Here is a 16,819-nt window from a genome sequence, read left to right on the forward strand (position 1 = left end):
AGCGCCAACTCCTCGGAGCAAGCGCTACGGAAACCGGTACGAGGAAGGGCTATAGCCCAAATGACTATGACAGATCCTGTCGCAGACATGCTCACGCGTCTGCGCAATGCAAACTCGGCATACCACGACTCCGTGTCCATGCCGTACAGCAAACTGAAGGCACGCGTTGCTGACATCCTGAAGGCAGAAGGCTACATTGCCGGCTGGAAGGAAGAAGACGCCGAGGTTGGCAAGAAGCTGACCCTCGACCTGAAGTTCGGTCCGAACCGCGAGCGTTCCATCGCTGGCGTCCGCCGCATCTCCAAGCCCGGCCTGCGCGTCTACGCGAAGTCCACTAACCTGCCTCACGTGCTCGGTGGCCTGGGTATCGCAATCCTGTCCACCTCTTCCGGCCTCTTGACTGACAAGCAGGCCGGCAAGAAGGGCGTGGGCGGCGAAGTCCTCGCGTACGTCTGGTAACGGGAAAGGAAGAGAATAATGTCACGTATTGGACGTCTCCCCATCACCGTTCCTGCCGGAGTTGAGGTCAAGCTCGATGGCTCCGTCATCAGCGTCAAGGGTTCCAAAGGCGAGCTGAGCCACACTGTGGCCAGCCCGATCGAGGTTGCCCTGGAAGAGAACACGCTCACGGTCACCCGCCCGAACGACGAGCGCGCTTCGCGTTCGCTGCACGGCCTGACCCGCACCCTGATCGCCAACATGATCCAGGGCGTTACCGAGGGCTACGAGAAGAAGCTTGAAATTGTCGGTACCGGTTACCGCGTTCAGGCCAAGGGTTCTGACCTGGAGTTCGCTCTGGGCTACAGCCACCCGGTTAACGTCTCTGCACCCGAAGGCATCACCTTCGTAGTAGAGGGTCCGACCAAGCTCTCTGTTGCGGGTATCAATAAGCAGCAGGTCGGCGAGGTTGCTGCCAACATTCGCAAGCTGCGCAAGCCCGACCCCTACAAGGGCAAGGGTGTCCGTTACGCCGGCGAAGTCATCCGCCGCAAGGTCGGAAAGGCTGGTAAGTAAACCATGGCCATCGCAATTAACAAGAAGCGTTCGAACAAGAGCAAGTCTGCTGCACGCAGCCGTCGCCAGCTTCGTATCCGCAAGCGCATCAGCGGAACGGCTGTACGTCCTCGTCTGGTCGTCAACCGCTCGGCACGCCACGTATTCGTCCAGGTTGTCGATGACAGCAAGGGTGTAACCGTGGCTTCGGCTTCCACTTTGGAAGCTGACCTCCGCGCATTCGACGGAGACAAGACTGCCAAGGCCAAGCGCGTTGGTGAGCTCGTTGCCGGGCGTGCCAAGGCCGCAGGCGTCGAAGCTGTCGTCTTCGACCGTGGCGGTAACAAGTACCATGGCCGCATCGCCGCCGTCGCTGACGGTGCTCGCGAAGGTGGGCTGGCACTGTGACCGTTGAAAATAACGAAAAGGACATTCAGGTGACTGAAGCTGTAGCTGCTGAAGCAACTGAGACCGCGACGGCACCCGCTGCCGATGACCGCCGCGGCGGACGTCGTGGCGAGCGTGGCGACCGTGGCCAGGGCCGTGGCGACCGTGGTGGCCGTGGTGGCCGCGACGGTGGACGCGAAGCCGAGAAGAGCCAGTTCGTAGAGCGCGTTGTCACCATCAACCGTGTTGCCAAGGTCGTCAAGGGTGGTCGTCGCTTCAGCTTCACCGCTCTCGTCGTCGTCGGTGACGGCAACGGTATGGTCGGCGTTGGCTACGGCAAGGCCAAGGAAGTTCCCGCTGCTATCGCAAAGGGCGTCGAAGAGGCCAAGAAGTCCTTCTTCCGCGTTCCCCGCGTTGGCAGCACCATCCCGCACCGCGTGCAGGGTGAGGCTGCTGCAGGCGTTGTCCTGCTGCGTCCGGCTTCCGCCGGTACCGGTGTTATCGCCGGTGGTCCGGTCCGCGCGGTATTGGAGTGCGTCGGTATTCACGACATCCTCTCCAAGTCGCTCGGTTCCTCCAACGCGATCAACATCGTTCACGCGACTGTTGCCGCTCTGAAGCAGCTCGAAGAGCCCGCCTCCGTGGCTGCCCGCCGTGGCCTGCCGCTGGACGAGGTTGCTCCTGCTGCTCTGGTGCGCGCGCTCCAGAACCAGAAGGCAGGTGTTTAGTCATGGCTAAGAACCTGACTCCCTCCGACGCCAAGTTGGAGATCACCCAGATCAAGGGCGTCATCGGCGCCAAGCAGAACCAGAAGGCAACCCTTCGGTCACTGGGCCTCAGGCGCATCGGACACACTGTTGTCCGCAACGCTGATGCCGTGACTGTTGGAATGCTGAACACGGTTCCGCACCTCGTGAATGTAGAGGAGGCGAAGTAATGGCAGAGAACAAGACGGCCGCAGAGGCTGCTGAGAAGCAGAACACTCTGAAGGTCCACCACCTGCGTCCCGCCCCGGGTGCCAAGACCGCCAAGACCCGTGTTGGTCGTGGTGAAGGCTCCAAGGGTAAGACCGCTGGTCGCGGTACCAAGGGTACGAAGGCCCGCTACCAGGTAAAGGCTGGCTTTGCCGGCGGCCAGCTGCCGCTGCACATGCGCCTCCCGAAGCTGCGCGGCTTCAAGAACCCGTTCCGGGTTGAGTTCCAGGTTGTAAACCTGGAGAGGCTCAACGAGTTGTTCCCGGAAGGTGGCACTGTCACCGTGGAGTCCCTGGTTGCAAAGGGTGCGGTTCGCAAGAACCAGCCCGTGAAGGTGCTGGGCACCGGCGACATCACCGTCAAGGTTGACGTCACCGCCCACGCTTTCTCTTCCAGCGCTTCGGAAAAGATCGCCGCAGCTGGCGGAAGCACCACTGCTCTCTAGGAGCTAGTGGGGTGAACACCCGTTGTGAAAAGAATCCCGGTATGCGGGGCTTCGGCCCCGTATGCCGGGATTTTTTTGCGTGGCTGTGGACTCTCGATTATTGCGACGGCGGCACAAGCGGTTAGACTCGGTTGTTGGGTTTCATTGAGCCCATCCACACCCTTGTACTTTCTACTCAGGAGGACGCTTGCTAAGCGCATTCGGCCGGGCGTTTCGGACGCCTGATTTGCGACGCAAGTTGTTGTTCACGCTGGCAATCATCACAATCTTCCGCTTGGGAGCTTTCATCCCCTCGCCTGGTGTGAACTACCAGAATGTCCAGCAATGCTTGAACACCGGTGACACCTCGCAGGGCATCTACCAGCTGGTGAACTTGTTCAGCGGCGGCGCGTTGCTGCAGGTCTCGATCTTCGCTCTGGGGATCATGCCTTACATTACGGCGAGCATTATCGTGCAGCTGCTCCGGGTGGTCATTCCCCGGTTCCAGCAGCTGTATGAGGAAGGGGCCTCGGGCCAGTCAAAGCTGACGCAGTACACCCGCTACCTCACCATCGCCTTGGGCCTCTTGAACGCAACCACCTTGGTCTCCCTGGCACGGTCCGGCCAGTTGCTGCCGGGCTGTAACCTGCACATCATTCCCGATGACAGCATCATCACCACGATCCTCATCATCATCACACTGACGGCCGGTACGGGCTTGATCATGTGGATGGGTGAACTGGTCACCGAAAAGGGTGTGGGCAACGGCATGTCGCTGCTCATCTTCACTTCCATCGCAGCTGGGTTCCCGCGTTCGCTGGGTGCCATTTGGGAGTCCAAGGGCCCGGGTACCTTCTTCCTGGTGTTGGCCATTGGTTTGCTCACCGTGGCGCTAGTGGTCTTCGTGGAGCAGTCGCAGCGCCGCGTTCCGGTGCAGTACGCCAAGCGCATGATCGGGCGACGCACTGTGGGCGGCACCAGCACCTACATTCCCATCAAGGTGAACATGGCCGGCGTCGTGCCTGTCATCTTTGCTTCCTCCATGCTTTACCTGCCCGGACTGATTTCGCAGTTCAACCAGCCGAAGGCAGGGGAGCCGATGGCTCCATGGGTCGAGTGGATCAACAACAACCTCACCCGTGGCGACCACCCCATCTACATGGCCTTGTACTTCCTCATGATCGTGTTCTTCACCTACTTCTACGTGGCGATCACTTTCAACCCTGAAGAAGTCTCGGACAACATGAAGAAGTACGGTGGCTTCATTCCGGGCATCCGGGCGGGTAAACCGACCGCGGACTATCTGCAGTACGTGCTTTCGCGAATCACTTTGCCGGGAGCCCTGTACCTGGGCTTCGTGGCGCTGATCCCGCTGGTCGCGCTCGTCCTGATCAATGCCAACCAGAACTTCCCCTTCGGTGGCACCTCAATCCTGATCATGGTGGGAGTTGGCCTGGAGACTGTCAAGCAGATTGATGCGCAGCTACAACAACGTCACTACGAAGGGCTTTTGCGATGACGAGAATGCTGATCATAGGACCTCCCGGTTCGGGGAAAGGTACGCAGGCTGAACGGATTTCCGAGCGGCTCGGCGTCGTCGCCATCTCAACCGGCGACATCTTCCGCGCCAACGTCAAGGGTGAAACTCCCTTGGGTATCGAAGCGAAGAAGTACATGGACGCCGGCGACTTCGTTCCGGACAGCGTCACGAACGACATGGTTCGCGACCGGCTGAGCCAGCCCGACGCCGAGAATGGCTTCCTGCTGGACGGTTACCCGCGCACCACCGCGCAGGTGGACTACCTGGACCAGATCCTCGCAGACGGCCAGCAGGAGCTCGACGTCGTGCTCCAGCTGACTGCCGACGACGAGGAACTGGTAGCCCGGCTGTTGGGCCGTGCGAAGGAAACTGGCCGTTCGGATGACAACGAAGCTGTTATCCGGCATCGCCTGGACCTCTACCACGGTCAGACTGAAGCCGTCGTTGCAAAGTATGCCGAGCGCGGCATCCTCACCAAGGTCGATGGCATCGGCGGTATCGATGAAGTTACCGAGCGCGTCCTCACAGCCATTGAGTCGGCCAAAGCAGTCTAAGTAGCTCCCCGCCGTGGGCCTTGGCCACGGAGGAAAAAGGGCGTGCTCCGCACTAACCGTGCAGGGCACGCCCTTCCTTAATTTCGGCCACGCTCCCCAATACGGGAAAATGGTCTTAGTCGCGGCGCCTGATCGGTCCCCGCAGTAAACCATCCAGAGGAGATCATGGCGTTCGGTCAGCCCCGCATTGAGTACAAGACCAATGAGCAGATGCGCATCATGCACCAAGCCGGGCTCGTCCTGAGCCGTGCACTGGACGCTGCGGTAGCGGCGGCAAAGGCCGGTGTCACCACCAAAGACCTTGATGAGGTGTTCGCTGCCGTGCTGAGCGATGCCGGTGCGAAATCCAACTTCCTCGGCTACCACGGCTTCCCCGCTACCATTTGCACCTCCGTCAACGAGGAGGTGGTGCACGGCATCCCGGGGAACCGCGTGCTCCAGGACGGAGACATCATCTCCATTGACGGTGGCTGCATTGTGGACGGGTGGCACTCTGACTCCGCCAGGACGGTCATCGTAGGCACGGCGGATCCTGAGGACCAGCGGCTCTCGGATGTGACCGAGGAAGCCATGTGGCGGGGTATTGCTGCCTTGGCCACGGGCAAGTTCGTGGGTGACATCGGCAATGCGATCGATGATTACGTGTCGTCCGTGCACGGCAAGCCCTTAGGCATCTTGGAGGACTATGTGGGCCACGGCATCGGCTCGGAGATGCACATGGCTCCGGACGTCCTGAATTACCGCACCGGACACCGTGGGCCGAAGGTCCGGCCCGGCCTGTGCCTGGCGATTGAACCGATGCTCGTTCGTGGCGGTATCGAAACCGCCACGTTGGAGGACGACTGGACAGTGGTGACCACAGACGGGAAACGGTCCTGCCAGTGGGAACATTCGGTAGCAGTTCACGAACAGGGCATCTGGGTGCTGTCCGCAGCGGACGGGGGCGCTGAACGCTTGGCGCCACTCGGCGTCGTGCCAGTCCCGATCCCGTAGCAGGAGATGAAAAATGGCAGTAGTGGTGGTACCCAGACTTGGGCGCCACCACTACTGCCAGTTAAGAGACTCGATCAGGCCTTCAACTTGGGTTTGACGTCCTTGGTGTAGATCCCATCCAGCGTCCCCTTGAGGTCGGTCATGGTTGCCTTGACGTCACCTTGCTGGGTGAGGATCTTCGCGGCGGCCTTGGCCATCTCTTGGTCGGCGCCGGGAAGGAACACTCGCGCGTTGTCCTGGACCCGGGTAACGGCGAGTTGGTCCATTGCCGTCTTGATCTGGGGCGTCTTGGCAAGGACAGCGGACATGTCCGCGGAATGCCGGGTAGGCATGTAACCGGTGGCTGCGGAGAATGCTGCGGTGTTTTCCGGTTCCGTCATGAACTTCAGGAAGGTGGTAGCGGCGAGCTGCACTTCCTTGGTGACACCGCTGGGGATGCCAAGGCCCGCGCCGCCCGTGGGGCAGACGTTCGTCGCCGCTTTGGGGCCGCCGGGCAGGAAGCCGACTCCGACGTTGAACTTGGCGGACTTCAGCACGCCGAGGAGGTCACCGGTGGAGGAAATGGTGGTCGACGTAATACCTGCCGAGAAATCGTCCGCCGCGTTCTTCGAGGAGACGCCGGCCCACTTGTCCTTGTAGACGGAGTCCTGTGCCCATTGAAGGGCAGCAACGGACTCGGTGGAATCGCAGGTGATTTTCCAACCGTCGGACCAGCTGCCGCCCCAGCCCCAGAGGTTGTTCTGCAGGGTCCAGCCCGCGTAACCGGCCAAGGCGGGATACATGTAGGCGTATTTGGCGCCGGAGGCCGCTTGGAGTTTCGGTGCCCAGTCGGCGAATTCCTGCCATGTCTTCGGTGCCCGGTCAGGCAGCCCGGCGGCCTTGAAGTGGTCCTTGTTGTAGTAGAAGAGCGGCGTGGAACGGCCGTAGGGAAGCGCCCACTGCTTGTCCGCGTACTTGTAGTCAGCCACGAGGGACTTCTGGAAATCGTCCATGGCGAAGTTCAACTGCTTCAGCAGCCCGTCCAAGGCGATGATGTTGCCGTTGGTGTAGTAGCGGAACCACCAGACGTCCGAGAGGACCACGAGGCCGGGGAGCGTCGACTTCGCAGCCTGCGAGGTCTGGAATTTCTGCGCGATCTCTTCATAATTGGCACCGGCGGTTACCAGGTTCACCTTGATATCCGGAAACTTCGCGTGGAATTTGTCGATGATGGACCGTTCAACGTCCATGGACTGTCCCGGGTGGCTCGTCCAGAAATCAAATGAGCCGGCCGGCTTCACGCCGGTGAAGTCGACAGTGGATGCGTCGACGGTTGCAGCCGGAGCCGACGTCGAGGGGCCGCCGCAGGCCGCGAGGGCAACAGCGCTGGCGCCCAGGCCTGCGAGGCCCAGGAAGTGGCGCCGGTCAAGTTGGGTGTTCACAATGCTTCCTTTCAAGAATCTTCAGGGGTAGATCGATGCGATGGATGTGATGGAGGCCTAGCCGGTCACGCTGCCTTGGGTGAGGCCGGCGACGATGTAGCGCTGCAGTGCCGCGAAGACGAGGAGGATCGGGATGATCACCAGAACGGCGCCGGCCATCAGGATTCCCCACCCGGCGCCGTTTCCTTCAGAGTTTTGAAGGAGCGTCAGGCCGACCGGAAGGGTCATGGTTTCAGGGCGGTCGGTAATGATCAGTGGCCAGATGTAGTCGTTCCATTCGCTGACCACGGTCACCAGAGCCACCGTCGCGATGGAAGGAAGCGATACCGGTGCCACCACTTGCCAGAGCCGCCGCCAGTGGCCTGCGCCGTCGATCTCGGCTGCTTCCAAGATGGAGGCAGGAAGCGTCAGGAAATGTTGGCGGAGCAAGAAGGTACCGAAAGCTGTACCAAGGCCCGGAAGGATGATTCCCCAGAGCGTGTTCTTCCCGCCCAGTCCCGAGATCAGGATGTAGTTGGGCAGGATGGATACCTGCGGTGGCACCATCAGCGCCACCAAGATGAGAACGAAGATGACGTTCTTGAACGGGAATCGGACAAAGACCAGCGCGTAGGCGGTGAGGATCGCCAGGACTACTTTCACGGTGGAGCCCACCGTGGTGACGATGAGGCTGTTGAGGAAGAACTGGGCGAACGGCACCGTGGTCATAGCTGCGCGGTAGTTCTCCAGGTTCACGCCCTGGGGCAAGATCTTCAGGTCTGTTGTGACGATCTCGCCCGGCTGTTTCAGGGAGCTCAGGACCATCCACAACAACGGTAGGACCACCACCAACGTGGCCACGAGGAGGGGAAGGTAACCTCCCGCGAGTGTTTGGACGAGGTTCTTCCGGGAGAACGGACGGGCGCGCTCCACCATCACCTCCGGAGCTGCGTTCTGTTGTGGCGTCAGCGTGCTCATGAGTAGTGCACCTTCCGTTCGACGAACCGCAACTGGAGCACGGTGATGATGAGCAGGAGGGCGAAGAGGACCACCGAGATGGCGGCGCTGTACCCGGCGCGGTTATAGGCCCCGAAAGCCTGTAGGTAGGCCTCGTAGATCAGGGTGCTTGTACCCGCGCCCAGCGGAGTCATGATCCGGATGAGGTCAAAGGCCTGCAGTGAACTAAGCATCGTGGTGATCAGCAGGAAGAACGTTGTGGGGGAGAGCAGCGGAACGGACATGCTCATGAAGCGCCGAAGACCGCTGGCCCCGTCCAGCGATGCTGCCTCCATGACGTCTTTGGGAAGGGACTGCAGTCCGGCGAGATACACAACGGCGCAGTAGCCGAGGTTTTTCCAGATGTAGACGATGATGACCATCACGAGGGAAAGTTGGGGATCGTTGATCCACTCCGGGCTTTGCTGGCCGAGGCCACGAAGGATCCAAGCGAGCACGCCGTAACCGGGATCGAAGATGAATAGCCAGACAAGGCCGACTCCCACGCCGCTCAGAACGTAGGGAGCGAAGACGGCGGAGCGCGCGAAGGTGGTGCCGCGGACCTTCGAGTTGAGGGCAACCGCGATCAGGAGTCCCAGTGCCATCGAGCCACCCACGGTCACCAGGGTGAAGACGGCGGTGGTGCCCAAGACGTTGGAAGCATCGGAACCGGTGAAGAAGTCGATGTAGTTCCCGAAGCCCACCACCGTGGCCGAGGCGGAGCCCAAGGTCCAGTCAAGGGTTGAGTAGTACATGTTGTTGATCAGCGGCCAGTAAGTGAACGTCCCAATCAATATCAGGTTGGGCAAGGCCAGGGCGAGGAAGACCACGAAGTCCCTGCGGGTACGGCGCGACCAGCCATTGCGTTTGCGGCGGGCGTCGTCGCTAGGAGAGGGGGTCCGCGTCTGGGCGTTCGGCTGGCCGAGAGGCACAGGGCTGTTGCTGCTGTGAATCTGTCGGGTAGTCATGGGTCGCTCACGGGTTGGGTTGTGGTGGCCGGCTCCCGGATCGGGGCGGCGGGACAGGCCTAGCTCATCACGCCGCACTAGCGCAGTAGCACCAAAACCGGCCAGCGTAGCGACAGTTGTCGTACGCTTCCACGATTGTTTACCGTGCGTTCCCCGCATGTTCGGAAATGAGGTTGGGCTCCCGTTTGCGCCAGGGGATCTGCCCAGGAGAGGAGCGCTCGACTAATGGAGACTCTCCGGTGGACAGCCGGTGGCCCCAGTGGAGAATGGAGCCATGAATGCAATCACCGACGTACCGGGCGTCCGGGTTGGGCACGTGCAGAAGCACGACGACGGCTGGCTCAGTGGCGTCACTGTGGTCCTTCCTCCGCCCGGAACAGTAGGCTCCGTCGACGTGCGCGGGGGCGGCCCGGGGACGCATGAAACCGATGCGCTGGATCCAACAACGCTCGTGCCCACCGTTGATGCCGTGGTGCTCACGGGCGGCAGCGCCTTTGGACTGGCCTCCGCAACAGGCGCCCAACTCTGGTGCGAGGAACAGGGCCGAGGGTTCGCAGTGCCCGGAACCGTGGTGCCGATTGTTCCGGCCGCCGCAATCTTTGACCTCGGGCGTGGCGGTGACGTGAACGCGCGACCCGGCGCGGACATGGGTTACCAGGCTGCCGCGGCGGCGTTCGCATCAGGCGACCACGCCGCCGTCGAACGTGGAAACGTCGGTGCCGGCACGGGTGCGGTCATAGCCCGTGGGCAGTACAAGGGCGGGGTGGGCACCTCGTCGCTCACGCTGGAGAAGATTTCCGCGGAAGGTCCGGTTATCGTTGGTGCCATCGCCGTAGTCAATGCACTGGGGGCGCCGCTGGGATTGACGCCTGCCAGTGCGCGCCCGAGTCCGAGCACGCATGGGGCGCCGGGTCCGGGGGGCCTCAACACCACTCTCGTGGTGATTGCCACCAACGCAGTCTTGGATGCGGCCGAGTGCAAGCGGACCGCCTCCGCGGCGCACGCAGGTGTGGCGCGGGCGCTCGATCCGTCCCATACGCTAGCGGACGGAGATACCGTGTTCGCCTTGGCGACGGGCGGCGTCGTGCTTGACCGCAGCACCGAACAGGCACGGCAGATCTCGCTCATCACGCTGCAGAGCGCAGCTGCGGAAGCGGCCCGGCTGGCCATCCTCGACGGCGTCATGGCAGCGGAAAACGTCTCGACCACGGCCGGTGATTTCCCGGCATTCAGGCCCGCAGGGGAGTGACGACGGCGGACAGGTGCGCTACCATGGCCGGATTTAACATTCATGCGGCATTGGCGTAGAGTTGTCTGTTGGTTGTCTGTACAGCCACGCCCTTTTCAGTGTCGCCTTCATCGGCGTCGCGCGCAGGAGTGTCGTGGACCCAAGACGACCAAACAAACAAAAAACGTCCGCTGGATCTTCGGTGCCTAACCGGGGGACGGCGGCAAACAACAGTTAGCGGAGGGTATGGCCAAGAAGGACGGGGTCATTGAGATCGAGGGCGTTGTGACTGAGGCGCTGCCCAACGCGATGTTTCGCGTTGAGCTCACCAACAAGCACGTTGTTCTCGCACACATCTCTGGGAAGATGCGTCAGCACTACATCAGGATTCTCCCAGAGGACCGCGTAGTGGTGGAGCTAAGCCCATACGACCTCACACGTGGTCGTATCGTCTACCGCTACAAGTAAATTGCTGGGCGGCCAGGCAGAAATGCCCAGCTGCTCCAGCAGATCAACTGCTAAATCACGCAAAGGAACGCCATGAAGGTCAAGCCGAGCGTCAAGCAGATCTGCGACAAGTGCAAAGTGATCCGCCGTAATGGCCGGGTCATGGTGATCTGCGAGAACCCGCGCCACAAGCAGCGCCAGGGCTAATTCCCGCCAGGGAATCAGCGCCCGAAAGGGCAAACCTGGGTTGCTAGCCCACGCAAGTAAATAAAGGCAGCACAAGCTGTGCCAGGACTGCATGACAGAGCCTGGTCAGCGAACCCCCGGTCGGAGGCTGGGGCCACACAGCACGTGTGGGTGTACTGCCTACGACCTCCGGTTTATTCAAGGAGTACCGCCACTATGGCTCGTCTCGCTGGCGTAGACATTCCCCGCGAAAAGCGGTTGGAAATTGCGCTTACTTACATCTACGGCGTGGGCAAGACCCGTGCACACGAAACCCTGGCTGCCACCGGCATCAGCGCTGACGTTCGCGTCAAGGACCTGACTGACGCCGAGCTGGTCCAGCTGCGTGACTACATTGAAGGCAACTACAAGGTTGAGGGTGACCTTCGCCGCGAGGTAGCCGCTGACATCCGCCGCAAGGTCGAGATTGGCAGCTACGAAGGCCTGCGCCACCGCAAGGGCCTGCCCGTACGCGGACAGCGTACGAAGACCAACGCTCGTACCCGCAAGGGCCCGAAGCGCACCGTCGCCGGCAAGAAGAAGGCCGGACGTTAATCCCTCGGGATTGACCTGGTTTTCCCCCGATAACTTTCTGTAGGAGAAACAATGCCCCCGAAGACTCGTGGAGCGGTTCGTAAGCCGCGTCGCAAGGATAAGAAGAATATTGCGCTTGGCCAGGCGCACATCAAGAGCACGTTCAACAACACCATCGTGTCCATCACGGACCCGAACGGTGCTGTCATCTCATGGGCTTCTGCCGGTGAGGTTGGCTTCAAGGGCTCCCGTAAGTCCACCCCGTTCGCTGCCCAGATGGCTGCCGAAGCTGCTGCAAAGCGCGCTCAGGAGCACGGTCTGCGCAAGGTTGACGTATTCGTCAAGGGCCCGGGATCCGGACGCGAAACCGCAATCCGTTCGCTTCAGGCCGCTGGCCTCGAGGTTGGCTCCATCCAGGACGTCACCCCCAGCGCCCACAACGGTTGCCGCCCCCCGAAGCGTCGCCGCGTCTAATTAGGTATTCCCTGCCTGCCGGCCGGGCCTCGCTGTGAATGGTTTCGACCCTCATCAGCATGGCCCGGCCGGCAAGGCTGGAAACCGAAGCCGATTTCCACCACCTGTGTTGCGTCATATAGCGGATGCTCGCCGAAAGGAAACCTAAGTGCTCATTGCACAGCGCCCCACCCTGTCCGAAGAAGTAGTCTCCGAGAACCGCTCCCGTTTCATCATTGAACCGCTGGAACCGGGCTTCGGCTACACTCTGGGCAACTCACTCCGCCGTACCCTGCTCTCCTCCATTCCCGGTGCCGCTGTAACCAGCATCCGGATCGATGGCGTGCTGCACGAGTTCACCACGGTTCCGGGTGTCAAGGAAGATGTCACCGAGATCATCCTGAACATCAAGAACCTGTCCGTTTCCTCCGAGCACGATGAGCCGGTTGTTGCTTACCTGCGCAAGCAGGGCCCCGGAGTCGTCACGGCAGCGGACATCGCACCGCCGGCCGGCGTCGAATTCCACAACCCGGATCTGCACATTGCCACCCTGAACTCGAAGGGCAAGTTCGAACTCGAACTGACCATCGAGCGTGGACGTGGCTACGTTTCGGCAGCTCAGAACAAGTCCGGCGACTCCGAGATCGGCCGTATTCCGGTTGACTCGATCTACTCGCCGGTCATGAAGGTAACTTTCCGCGTGGAAGCTACCCGTGTTGAGCAGCGCACCGACTTCGACAAGCTCATTGTCGACGTCGAGACCAAGCAGGCAATCGCTCCGCGCGATGCTGTCGCTTCCGCAGGCACCACCTTGGTGGAACTGTTCGGTCTGGCTCGTGAGCTGAACACCGCAGCTGAAGGTATCGAGATTGGCCCGTCGCCCACCGACGCTGCCCTGGCAGCTGACATGGCTCTGCCGATCGAGGATCTGGACCTCACGGTCCGTTCCTACAACTGCCTCAAGCGTGAGGGCATCCACTCCGTGGGTGAACTCGTTGCCCGCTCCGAGGCTGACTTGATGGACATCCGTAACTTCGGTGCGAAGTCCATTGACGAGGTCAAGGCAAAGCTCGTGGAACTGGGACTGTCCCTCAAGGACTCCCCTCCCGGTTTCGATCTCGCAGCCCGTGCCGCAGCCATCGAAGAGGACGACGCCGCGTTCAGCGACGACGAGCTCTAACCAGCAGATCTTGGCCGATCGGTTCAGCGATGGACCTGTTCGGCTTACATAACAGGAGAAATAACTATGCCTACCCCCACTAAGGGTCCGCGCCTCGGAGGCGGCCCGGCTCACGAGCGCTTGATGCTCGCGAACCTGGCAGCTGCTCTGTTTGAGCACAAGCGCATCACCACCACGGTCACCAAGGCCAAGCGCCTCAAGCCGTACGCAGAGCGTTTGGTCACCTTCGCCAAGCGTGGCGACCTCGCTTCCCGCCGTCGTGTTCTCGGCCTGATCAGCGACAAGGGCGTTGTCCACGAGCTGTTCACCGACATCGCCGGCGCCGTTGCCAACCGCGATGGTGGATACACCCGCATCACCAAGATCGGCAACCGCAAGGGCGACAACGCTCCCATGGCTGTCATCGAGCTCGTCCTTGACCCCGTTTCCCCGAAGCAGGCCGTTGTTGCTGAAGCAACCGCCGCTGCTGCCAAGGCTGCTCCGGCTGCCGAAGCTCCGGCCGCTGAGGAAGAGGTTGTAGAGACCGAAGCTGTCGAAACCGAAGAGGCTCCGGCTGCTGAGGCTGAAGCTGCTGACACCGAAGAGGCTCCGGCCGCTAAGGACGCGAAGTAATTCACTGAATTCTTCCCAGTAGACTTGGGTCTATGAACGAACGAAAACCCGCTGCCCCCGTTATGGGGGGCAGCGGGTTTTTGCGTGTCCGGCTGGACCTGTCGTATGACGGCGGCCCTTTCAGCGGGTGGGCGCTCCAGCCAGGCCGGCAAACCGTGCAGGGTTCACTCGAGCAAGCTTTGGCGCTCCTTTTCCAGCGCCCGGTCCGTGTGACCGTTGCCGGCCGGACCGACGCCGGTGTCCACGCCCGGGGCCAGGTGGTCCACTTGGACGTCTCCGAAGCTGAGTGGTTGGCGCTTCCGCGCGGGCATGAACTTGATCCCGCCGTCGCTCTTTTACGGCGGCTCCGCGGCGCCTTGAGCCGCATCCTCGGCGAGCTCACCGGTGCGGTGGAAGTGCACGACGCCGGCCTGGCGCCGGAGGGTTTCGACGCCAGGTTTTCGGCGTTGTGGCGTAGGTACAGCTACCGCATCGCTGACGGGCCCGAACGGTGGGATCCGGTGCTGCGCGGGATAACCCTGTGGCACAAGTCCGCTGTGGATGTAGACGCTATGAACGAGGGCTCACATGCACTGTTGGGCCTGAACGATTTCCGGTCCTATTGCAAGCCACGGGAAGGTGCTACTACCGTCCGGGAGTTGCAGAAGTTCTCCTTCGCGCGCAGGCCCGACGGCGTCATTCTCGCCACCGTTCAGGCGGACGCCTTCTGCCACAATATGGTGCGGTCCTTGGTGGGCTCGGCATTACGTGTGGGGGAGGGCCTGGAGTCACCGGGATGGTTGCTTGAGCGCCTTGTGGAACGCAAGCGCGATGCCAAGTCGATCCTGGCCGCACCCCACCCGCTCGTGCTGGAGGAGGTCGCGTACCCATCGGACAGCGAGTTGCTGGCCAGGGCTGAGCTGACCCGGGCGCGCCGGGAGTAGAGCGCGGCATTTGCCCGGTACCGGATTTGCCCTACACCGGGACGAAACGTGGAGGACCCCCTCCCGGCTCTGGGTACCGGAAGGGGGCCGATTGGCTGCCCATGGTCTGGGATCCGCGGACAGCCGGTCTATCTCCCCGGAGGGCAGGATCACAAGGTGGTGAAAACGTGCATTATCTTGATGACGGCTGGACCCAGAAGGACGATAAAGAGCACCGGAAAGATGGAGAACAGTAGCGGGAAGAGCACCTTGACGGGTAGTTTCATGGCCTTTTCCTCGGCGATTTGACGGCGTTTGACGCGTGCCTGCTTGGCTTGGGCACGAAGTACGTTCGCGATGCCGATACCGTACTTATCGGCCTGGATGACGGCCAGGACGAAACTGCGAACGTCAGCCACGGTGGAACGATCGGCCAAGGCGGTGTAGGCCTCCTGCCGAGGACGGCCCACTTGGATGTCTTGAAGCGTCCGCAGCAGTTCCTGTGCCAGCGGGCCCCCTCCGTATGTAGAGGCCCTCTCCATGGCAGCTTCAAACCCCAGGCCTGCTTCTACTGAAATGAGCATCTGGTCCAGTGTGTTGGGGAACTCCAACTGGATGGCTTCCTGCCGCTTGAGGCCTGTGTTGTAGACCAACAAGTCCGGTATGAAATACAGGAAGACTGTCAGAAAGAGCCCGAGTCCAATAGCCAGTGGGCTCTGGCTGGCGGCAAGTAACAGCAGGCCCGCGGCGCAACCGCCGGCCGCCAGAATCGGCTTGATGGCAATCAGCTTTGTCAGCGGGATCCATTGCGGACGGCCAGCTAAGGCGAGCCATCGATCCAATTTGGCTTCGTAGCTTCCAGGGGTGAGTTTCCTAGCGATCCCCAGCATCAGTGGTGGGCGTTGGATTGTCACCCCCGAGCCATTGCTGAACCCAGAGCCCAGGTTGCTGTGGATGGCAACCATGCCCTTGCGATCGATGGTTGCCAGGGACCAGGCAAAGTAAGCCAGCGGGATGATGATGACGGCGATGATCAGCCAGGCGATGATAGTCACGACGATCCTCCTAGAACTTGATCTTCACGGTGCGGCTCATCCAGAAACCGCCGACGACAAACAGGACCGCGCTGGCAATGAACATGGCGATTCCCAACGGATTCTGCACGAAGACCGACATGTATCCCGGGTTCATGAGGGTCAGCAGGAGGCCGACGCCGATCGGCAAGGCCATGAGGATGTAGGCAGACATCTTTCCTTCGGCACTGAGTGCCCTGACATGGGCCTTGATTTCACTGCGCTCCCGGATGGTCCCCGCGACTTGTGCCAACACTTCGGCCAAGTCACCGCCGACCTCCCGATTGATTTGGATTGCTTGGCCAATCCAGCGAAAGTCATCGCTTTCCATGCGGGCGGCGCAATCTTCCACGGCTTGGCGAGGGTCCTGGCCGATTCGCACTTCATTGACGATCCGGAACAGTTCTTCAGAGGCAGGCGCTTCCGCCTCTTGGGCTACAGCTTCGAATGACCGCATGATGGTGTGGCCTACCCGGAGGCCGCCAATGAGCATTTGAATGATGTCAGTAAGTTGGCTTTCGAACTTTGCGCGGCGCTTCCCGCTCCTGAAGGCAAGGACAAGTTTCACTATGAACGGAGTGGCTAACGCCAGCAGGAGTCCGAAGAAGACGTTGATGAGGAACGTCACCGCCACGCCGACCACAATGGTTCCAAAAGCAACCATGACGGTGAAGTCGGCGGGGCTTAGGTGGACGCCGGCATTGTAGAGAACTTCGCGGTTGAACGGCCCACCTGAGCGTCCCAGGGCAGTATCCATGGCCTGGACTGCCGATTGGGAAACGCGGCCAAGGACCGAATCATCGGGCAGTGTGCCCTCGCGCCGCCTTTCCAACGGAATAGTGCCGTTGGTTGGCTTCAGAACAACGAAGAACAGCACCAGGATGGCGCCGAGGCAAAGGCCGATCGCTGCAACGAGCAGGGCTGGATTGTCCATGG

22 protein-coding genes are annotated in these 16,819 nt (G+C 61.3%); 17 read left to right on the forward strand and 5 right to left on the reverse strand.

What is annotated here, in order from left to right; all coding sequences use genetic code 11:
- The first annotated feature begins 60 nt into the window (after positions 1–60).
- The 9 genes from rpsH (at position 61) to map (ending at position 5,865) form a co-directional block, all read left to right on the forward strand.
- Positions 61–459: a 30S ribosomal protein S8 gene (gene rpsH, locus QRN04_RS12615; protein ID WP_284976373.1), complete on the forward strand. Its 399-nt coding sequence runs from the start codon at positions 61–63 to the stop codon at positions 457–459.
- A gap of 18 nt (positions 460–477) precedes the next feature.
- A complete protein-coding gene (gene rplF, locus QRN04_RS12620) occupies positions 478–1,014 on the forward strand; it encodes a 50S ribosomal protein L6 (RefSeq protein ID WP_284976374.1) in 537 nt (178 codons plus the stop codon).
- Positions 1,015–1,017: 3 nt separating this feature from the next.
- Positions 1,018–1,401, forward strand: coding sequence for a 50S ribosomal protein L18 (rplR, locus tag QRN04_RS12625; RefSeq protein ID WP_284976375.1), 384 nt, complete (start codon positions 1,018–1,020; stop codon positions 1,399–1,401).
- A gap of 29 nt (positions 1,402–1,430) precedes the next feature.
- Complete coding sequence (gene rpsE / locus QRN04_RS12630; RefSeq protein ID WP_284976376.1) at positions 1,431–2,108, forward strand: 30S ribosomal protein S5; 678 nt, start codon at positions 1,431–1,433, stop codon at positions 2,106–2,108.
- A 2-nt stretch (positions 2,109–2,110) separates the two neighbouring features.
- Complete coding sequence (gene rpmD, locus QRN04_RS12635) at positions 2,111–2,317, forward strand: 50S ribosomal protein L30 (protein WP_284976377.1); 207 nt, start codon at positions 2,111–2,113, stop codon at positions 2,315–2,317.
- A complete protein-coding gene (rplO, locus tag QRN04_RS12640; RefSeq protein WP_284976378.1) occupies positions 2,317–2,799 on the forward strand; it encodes a 50S ribosomal protein L15 in 483 nt (160 codons plus the stop codon). The genes rpmD and rplO overlap by 1 nt, the downstream gene beginning before the upstream one ends.
- A gap of 187 nt (positions 2,800–2,986) precedes the next feature.
- Positions 2,987–4,297 (forward strand): preprotein translocase subunit SecY, encoded by a 1,311-nt coding sequence (gene secY, locus QRN04_RS12645; RefSeq protein WP_284976379.1) that lies wholly within the window; start codon positions 2,987–2,989, stop codon positions 4,295–4,297.
- 5 nt (positions 4,298–4,302) lie between these two features.
- On the forward strand, positions 4,303–4,872 hold the full coding sequence (locus QRN04_RS12650; RefSeq protein ID WP_284976446.1) for an adenylate kinase: 570 nt from the start codon (positions 4,303–4,305) through the stop codon (positions 4,870–4,872).
- A gap of 165 nt (positions 4,873–5,037) precedes the next feature.
- Positions 5,038–5,865, forward strand: coding sequence for a type I methionyl aminopeptidase (map, locus tag QRN04_RS12655; RefSeq protein ID WP_284976380.1), 828 nt, complete (start codon positions 5,038–5,040; stop codon positions 5,863–5,865).
- A 74-nt stretch (positions 5,866–5,939) separates the two neighbouring features.
- On the opposite strand, the gene QRN04_RS12660 is transcribed toward map, so the two are convergent.
- From QRN04_RS12660 to QRN04_RS12670, 3 genes are read right to left on the reverse strand one after another with little or no spacing between them, the layout of a single operon-like run.
- On the reverse strand, positions 5,940–7,286 hold the full coding sequence (locus tag QRN04_RS12660; protein WP_284976381.1) for an ABC transporter substrate-binding protein: 1,347 nt from the start codon (positions 7,284–7,286) through the stop codon (positions 5,940–5,942).
- A 57-nt stretch (positions 7,287–7,343) separates the two neighbouring features.
- Positions 7,344–8,243 (reverse strand): carbohydrate ABC transporter permease, encoded by a 900-nt coding sequence (locus tag QRN04_RS12665; protein WP_284976382.1) that lies wholly within the window; start codon positions 8,241–8,243, stop codon positions 7,344–7,346.
- Entirely contained in the window at positions 8,240–9,229 is a 990-nt protein-coding gene (locus tag QRN04_RS12670; RefSeq protein WP_284976383.1) for a carbohydrate ABC transporter permease, read from the reverse strand. Before QRN04_RS12670 ends, QRN04_RS12665 begins: the two co-directional genes overlap by 4 nt.
- Positions 9,230–9,503: 274 nt before the next feature.
- On the opposite strand from QRN04_RS12670, the gene QRN04_RS12675 reads away from it, so the two are divergent.
- The 8 genes from QRN04_RS12675 to QRN04_RS12710 all read left to right on the forward strand — a co-directional run bounded on the left by QRN04_RS12675 (position 9,504) and on the right by QRN04_RS12710 (position 14,831).
- Positions 9,504–10,478, forward strand: coding sequence for a P1 family peptidase (locus tag QRN04_RS12675; protein WP_284976384.1), 975 nt, complete (start codon positions 9,504–9,506; stop codon positions 10,476–10,478).
- Positions 10,479–10,703: 225 nt separating this feature from the next.
- A complete protein-coding gene (gene infA / locus QRN04_RS12680) occupies positions 10,704–10,925 on the forward strand; it encodes a translation initiation factor IF-1 (RefSeq protein ID WP_011775571.1) in 222 nt (73 codons plus the stop codon).
- A 72-nt stretch (positions 10,926–10,997) separates the two neighbouring features.
- Positions 10,998–11,111: a 50S ribosomal protein L36 gene (gene rpmJ / locus QRN04_RS12685; RefSeq protein WP_011775570.1), complete on the forward strand. Its 114-nt coding sequence runs from the start codon at positions 10,998–11,000 to the stop codon at positions 11,109–11,111.
- A 195-nt stretch (positions 11,112–11,306) separates the two neighbouring features.
- On the forward strand, positions 11,307–11,684 hold the full coding sequence (gene rpsM / locus QRN04_RS12690; protein ID WP_011775569.1) for a 30S ribosomal protein S13: 378 nt from the start codon (positions 11,307–11,309) through the stop codon (positions 11,682–11,684).
- A 51-nt stretch (positions 11,685–11,735) separates the two neighbouring features.
- On the forward strand, positions 11,736–12,137 hold the full coding sequence (rpsK, locus tag QRN04_RS12695) for a 30S ribosomal protein S11 (RefSeq protein WP_014922380.1): 402 nt from the start codon (positions 11,736–11,738) through the stop codon (positions 12,135–12,137).
- A gap of 148 nt (positions 12,138–12,285) precedes the next feature.
- Positions 12,286–13,296 carry a DNA-directed RNA polymerase subunit alpha gene (locus tag QRN04_RS12700; RefSeq protein ID WP_284976385.1) on the forward strand — a complete coding sequence of 337 codons (1,011 nt, stop codon included), beginning with the start codon at positions 12,286–12,288 and terminating at the stop codon, positions 13,294–13,296.
- A 66-nt stretch (positions 13,297–13,362) separates the two neighbouring features.
- The gene (gene rplQ, locus QRN04_RS12705) at positions 13,363–13,908 is read left to right on the forward strand and encodes a 50S ribosomal protein L17 (protein WP_284976386.1); all 546 of its coding nucleotides are present in this window, start codon (positions 13,363–13,365) and stop codon (positions 13,906–13,908) included.
- A 32-nt stretch (positions 13,909–13,940) separates the two neighbouring features.
- Complete coding sequence (locus QRN04_RS12710; protein ID WP_284976387.1) at positions 13,941–14,831, forward strand: tRNA pseudouridine synthase A; 891 nt, start codon at positions 13,941–13,943, stop codon at positions 14,829–14,831.
- Between the two features lie 149 nt (positions 14,832–14,980).
- Here the strand turns inward: QRN04_RS12710 and QRN04_RS12715 are convergent, their stop codons facing one another.
- The gene (locus QRN04_RS12715; RefSeq protein WP_284976388.1) at positions 14,981–15,865 is read right to left on the reverse strand and encodes a type II secretion system F family protein; all 885 of its coding nucleotides are present in this window, start codon (positions 15,863–15,865) and stop codon (positions 14,981–14,983) included.
- Between the two features lie 10 nt (positions 15,866–15,875).
- Positions 15,876–16,817, reverse strand: a complete 942-nt coding sequence (locus tag QRN04_RS12720) for a type II secretion system F family protein (protein ID WP_284976389.1) — start codon at positions 16,815–16,817, stop codon at positions 15,876–15,878.
- Between the last annotated feature and the right edge of the window lie 2 nt (positions 16,818–16,819).

It is taken from the genome of Arthrobacter sp. efr-133-TYG-104 (genome assembly GCF_030208915.1).
In the GTDB taxonomy this organism is placed as follows: Bacteria; Actinomycetota; Actinomycetes; order Actinomycetales; family Micrococcaceae; genus Arthrobacter.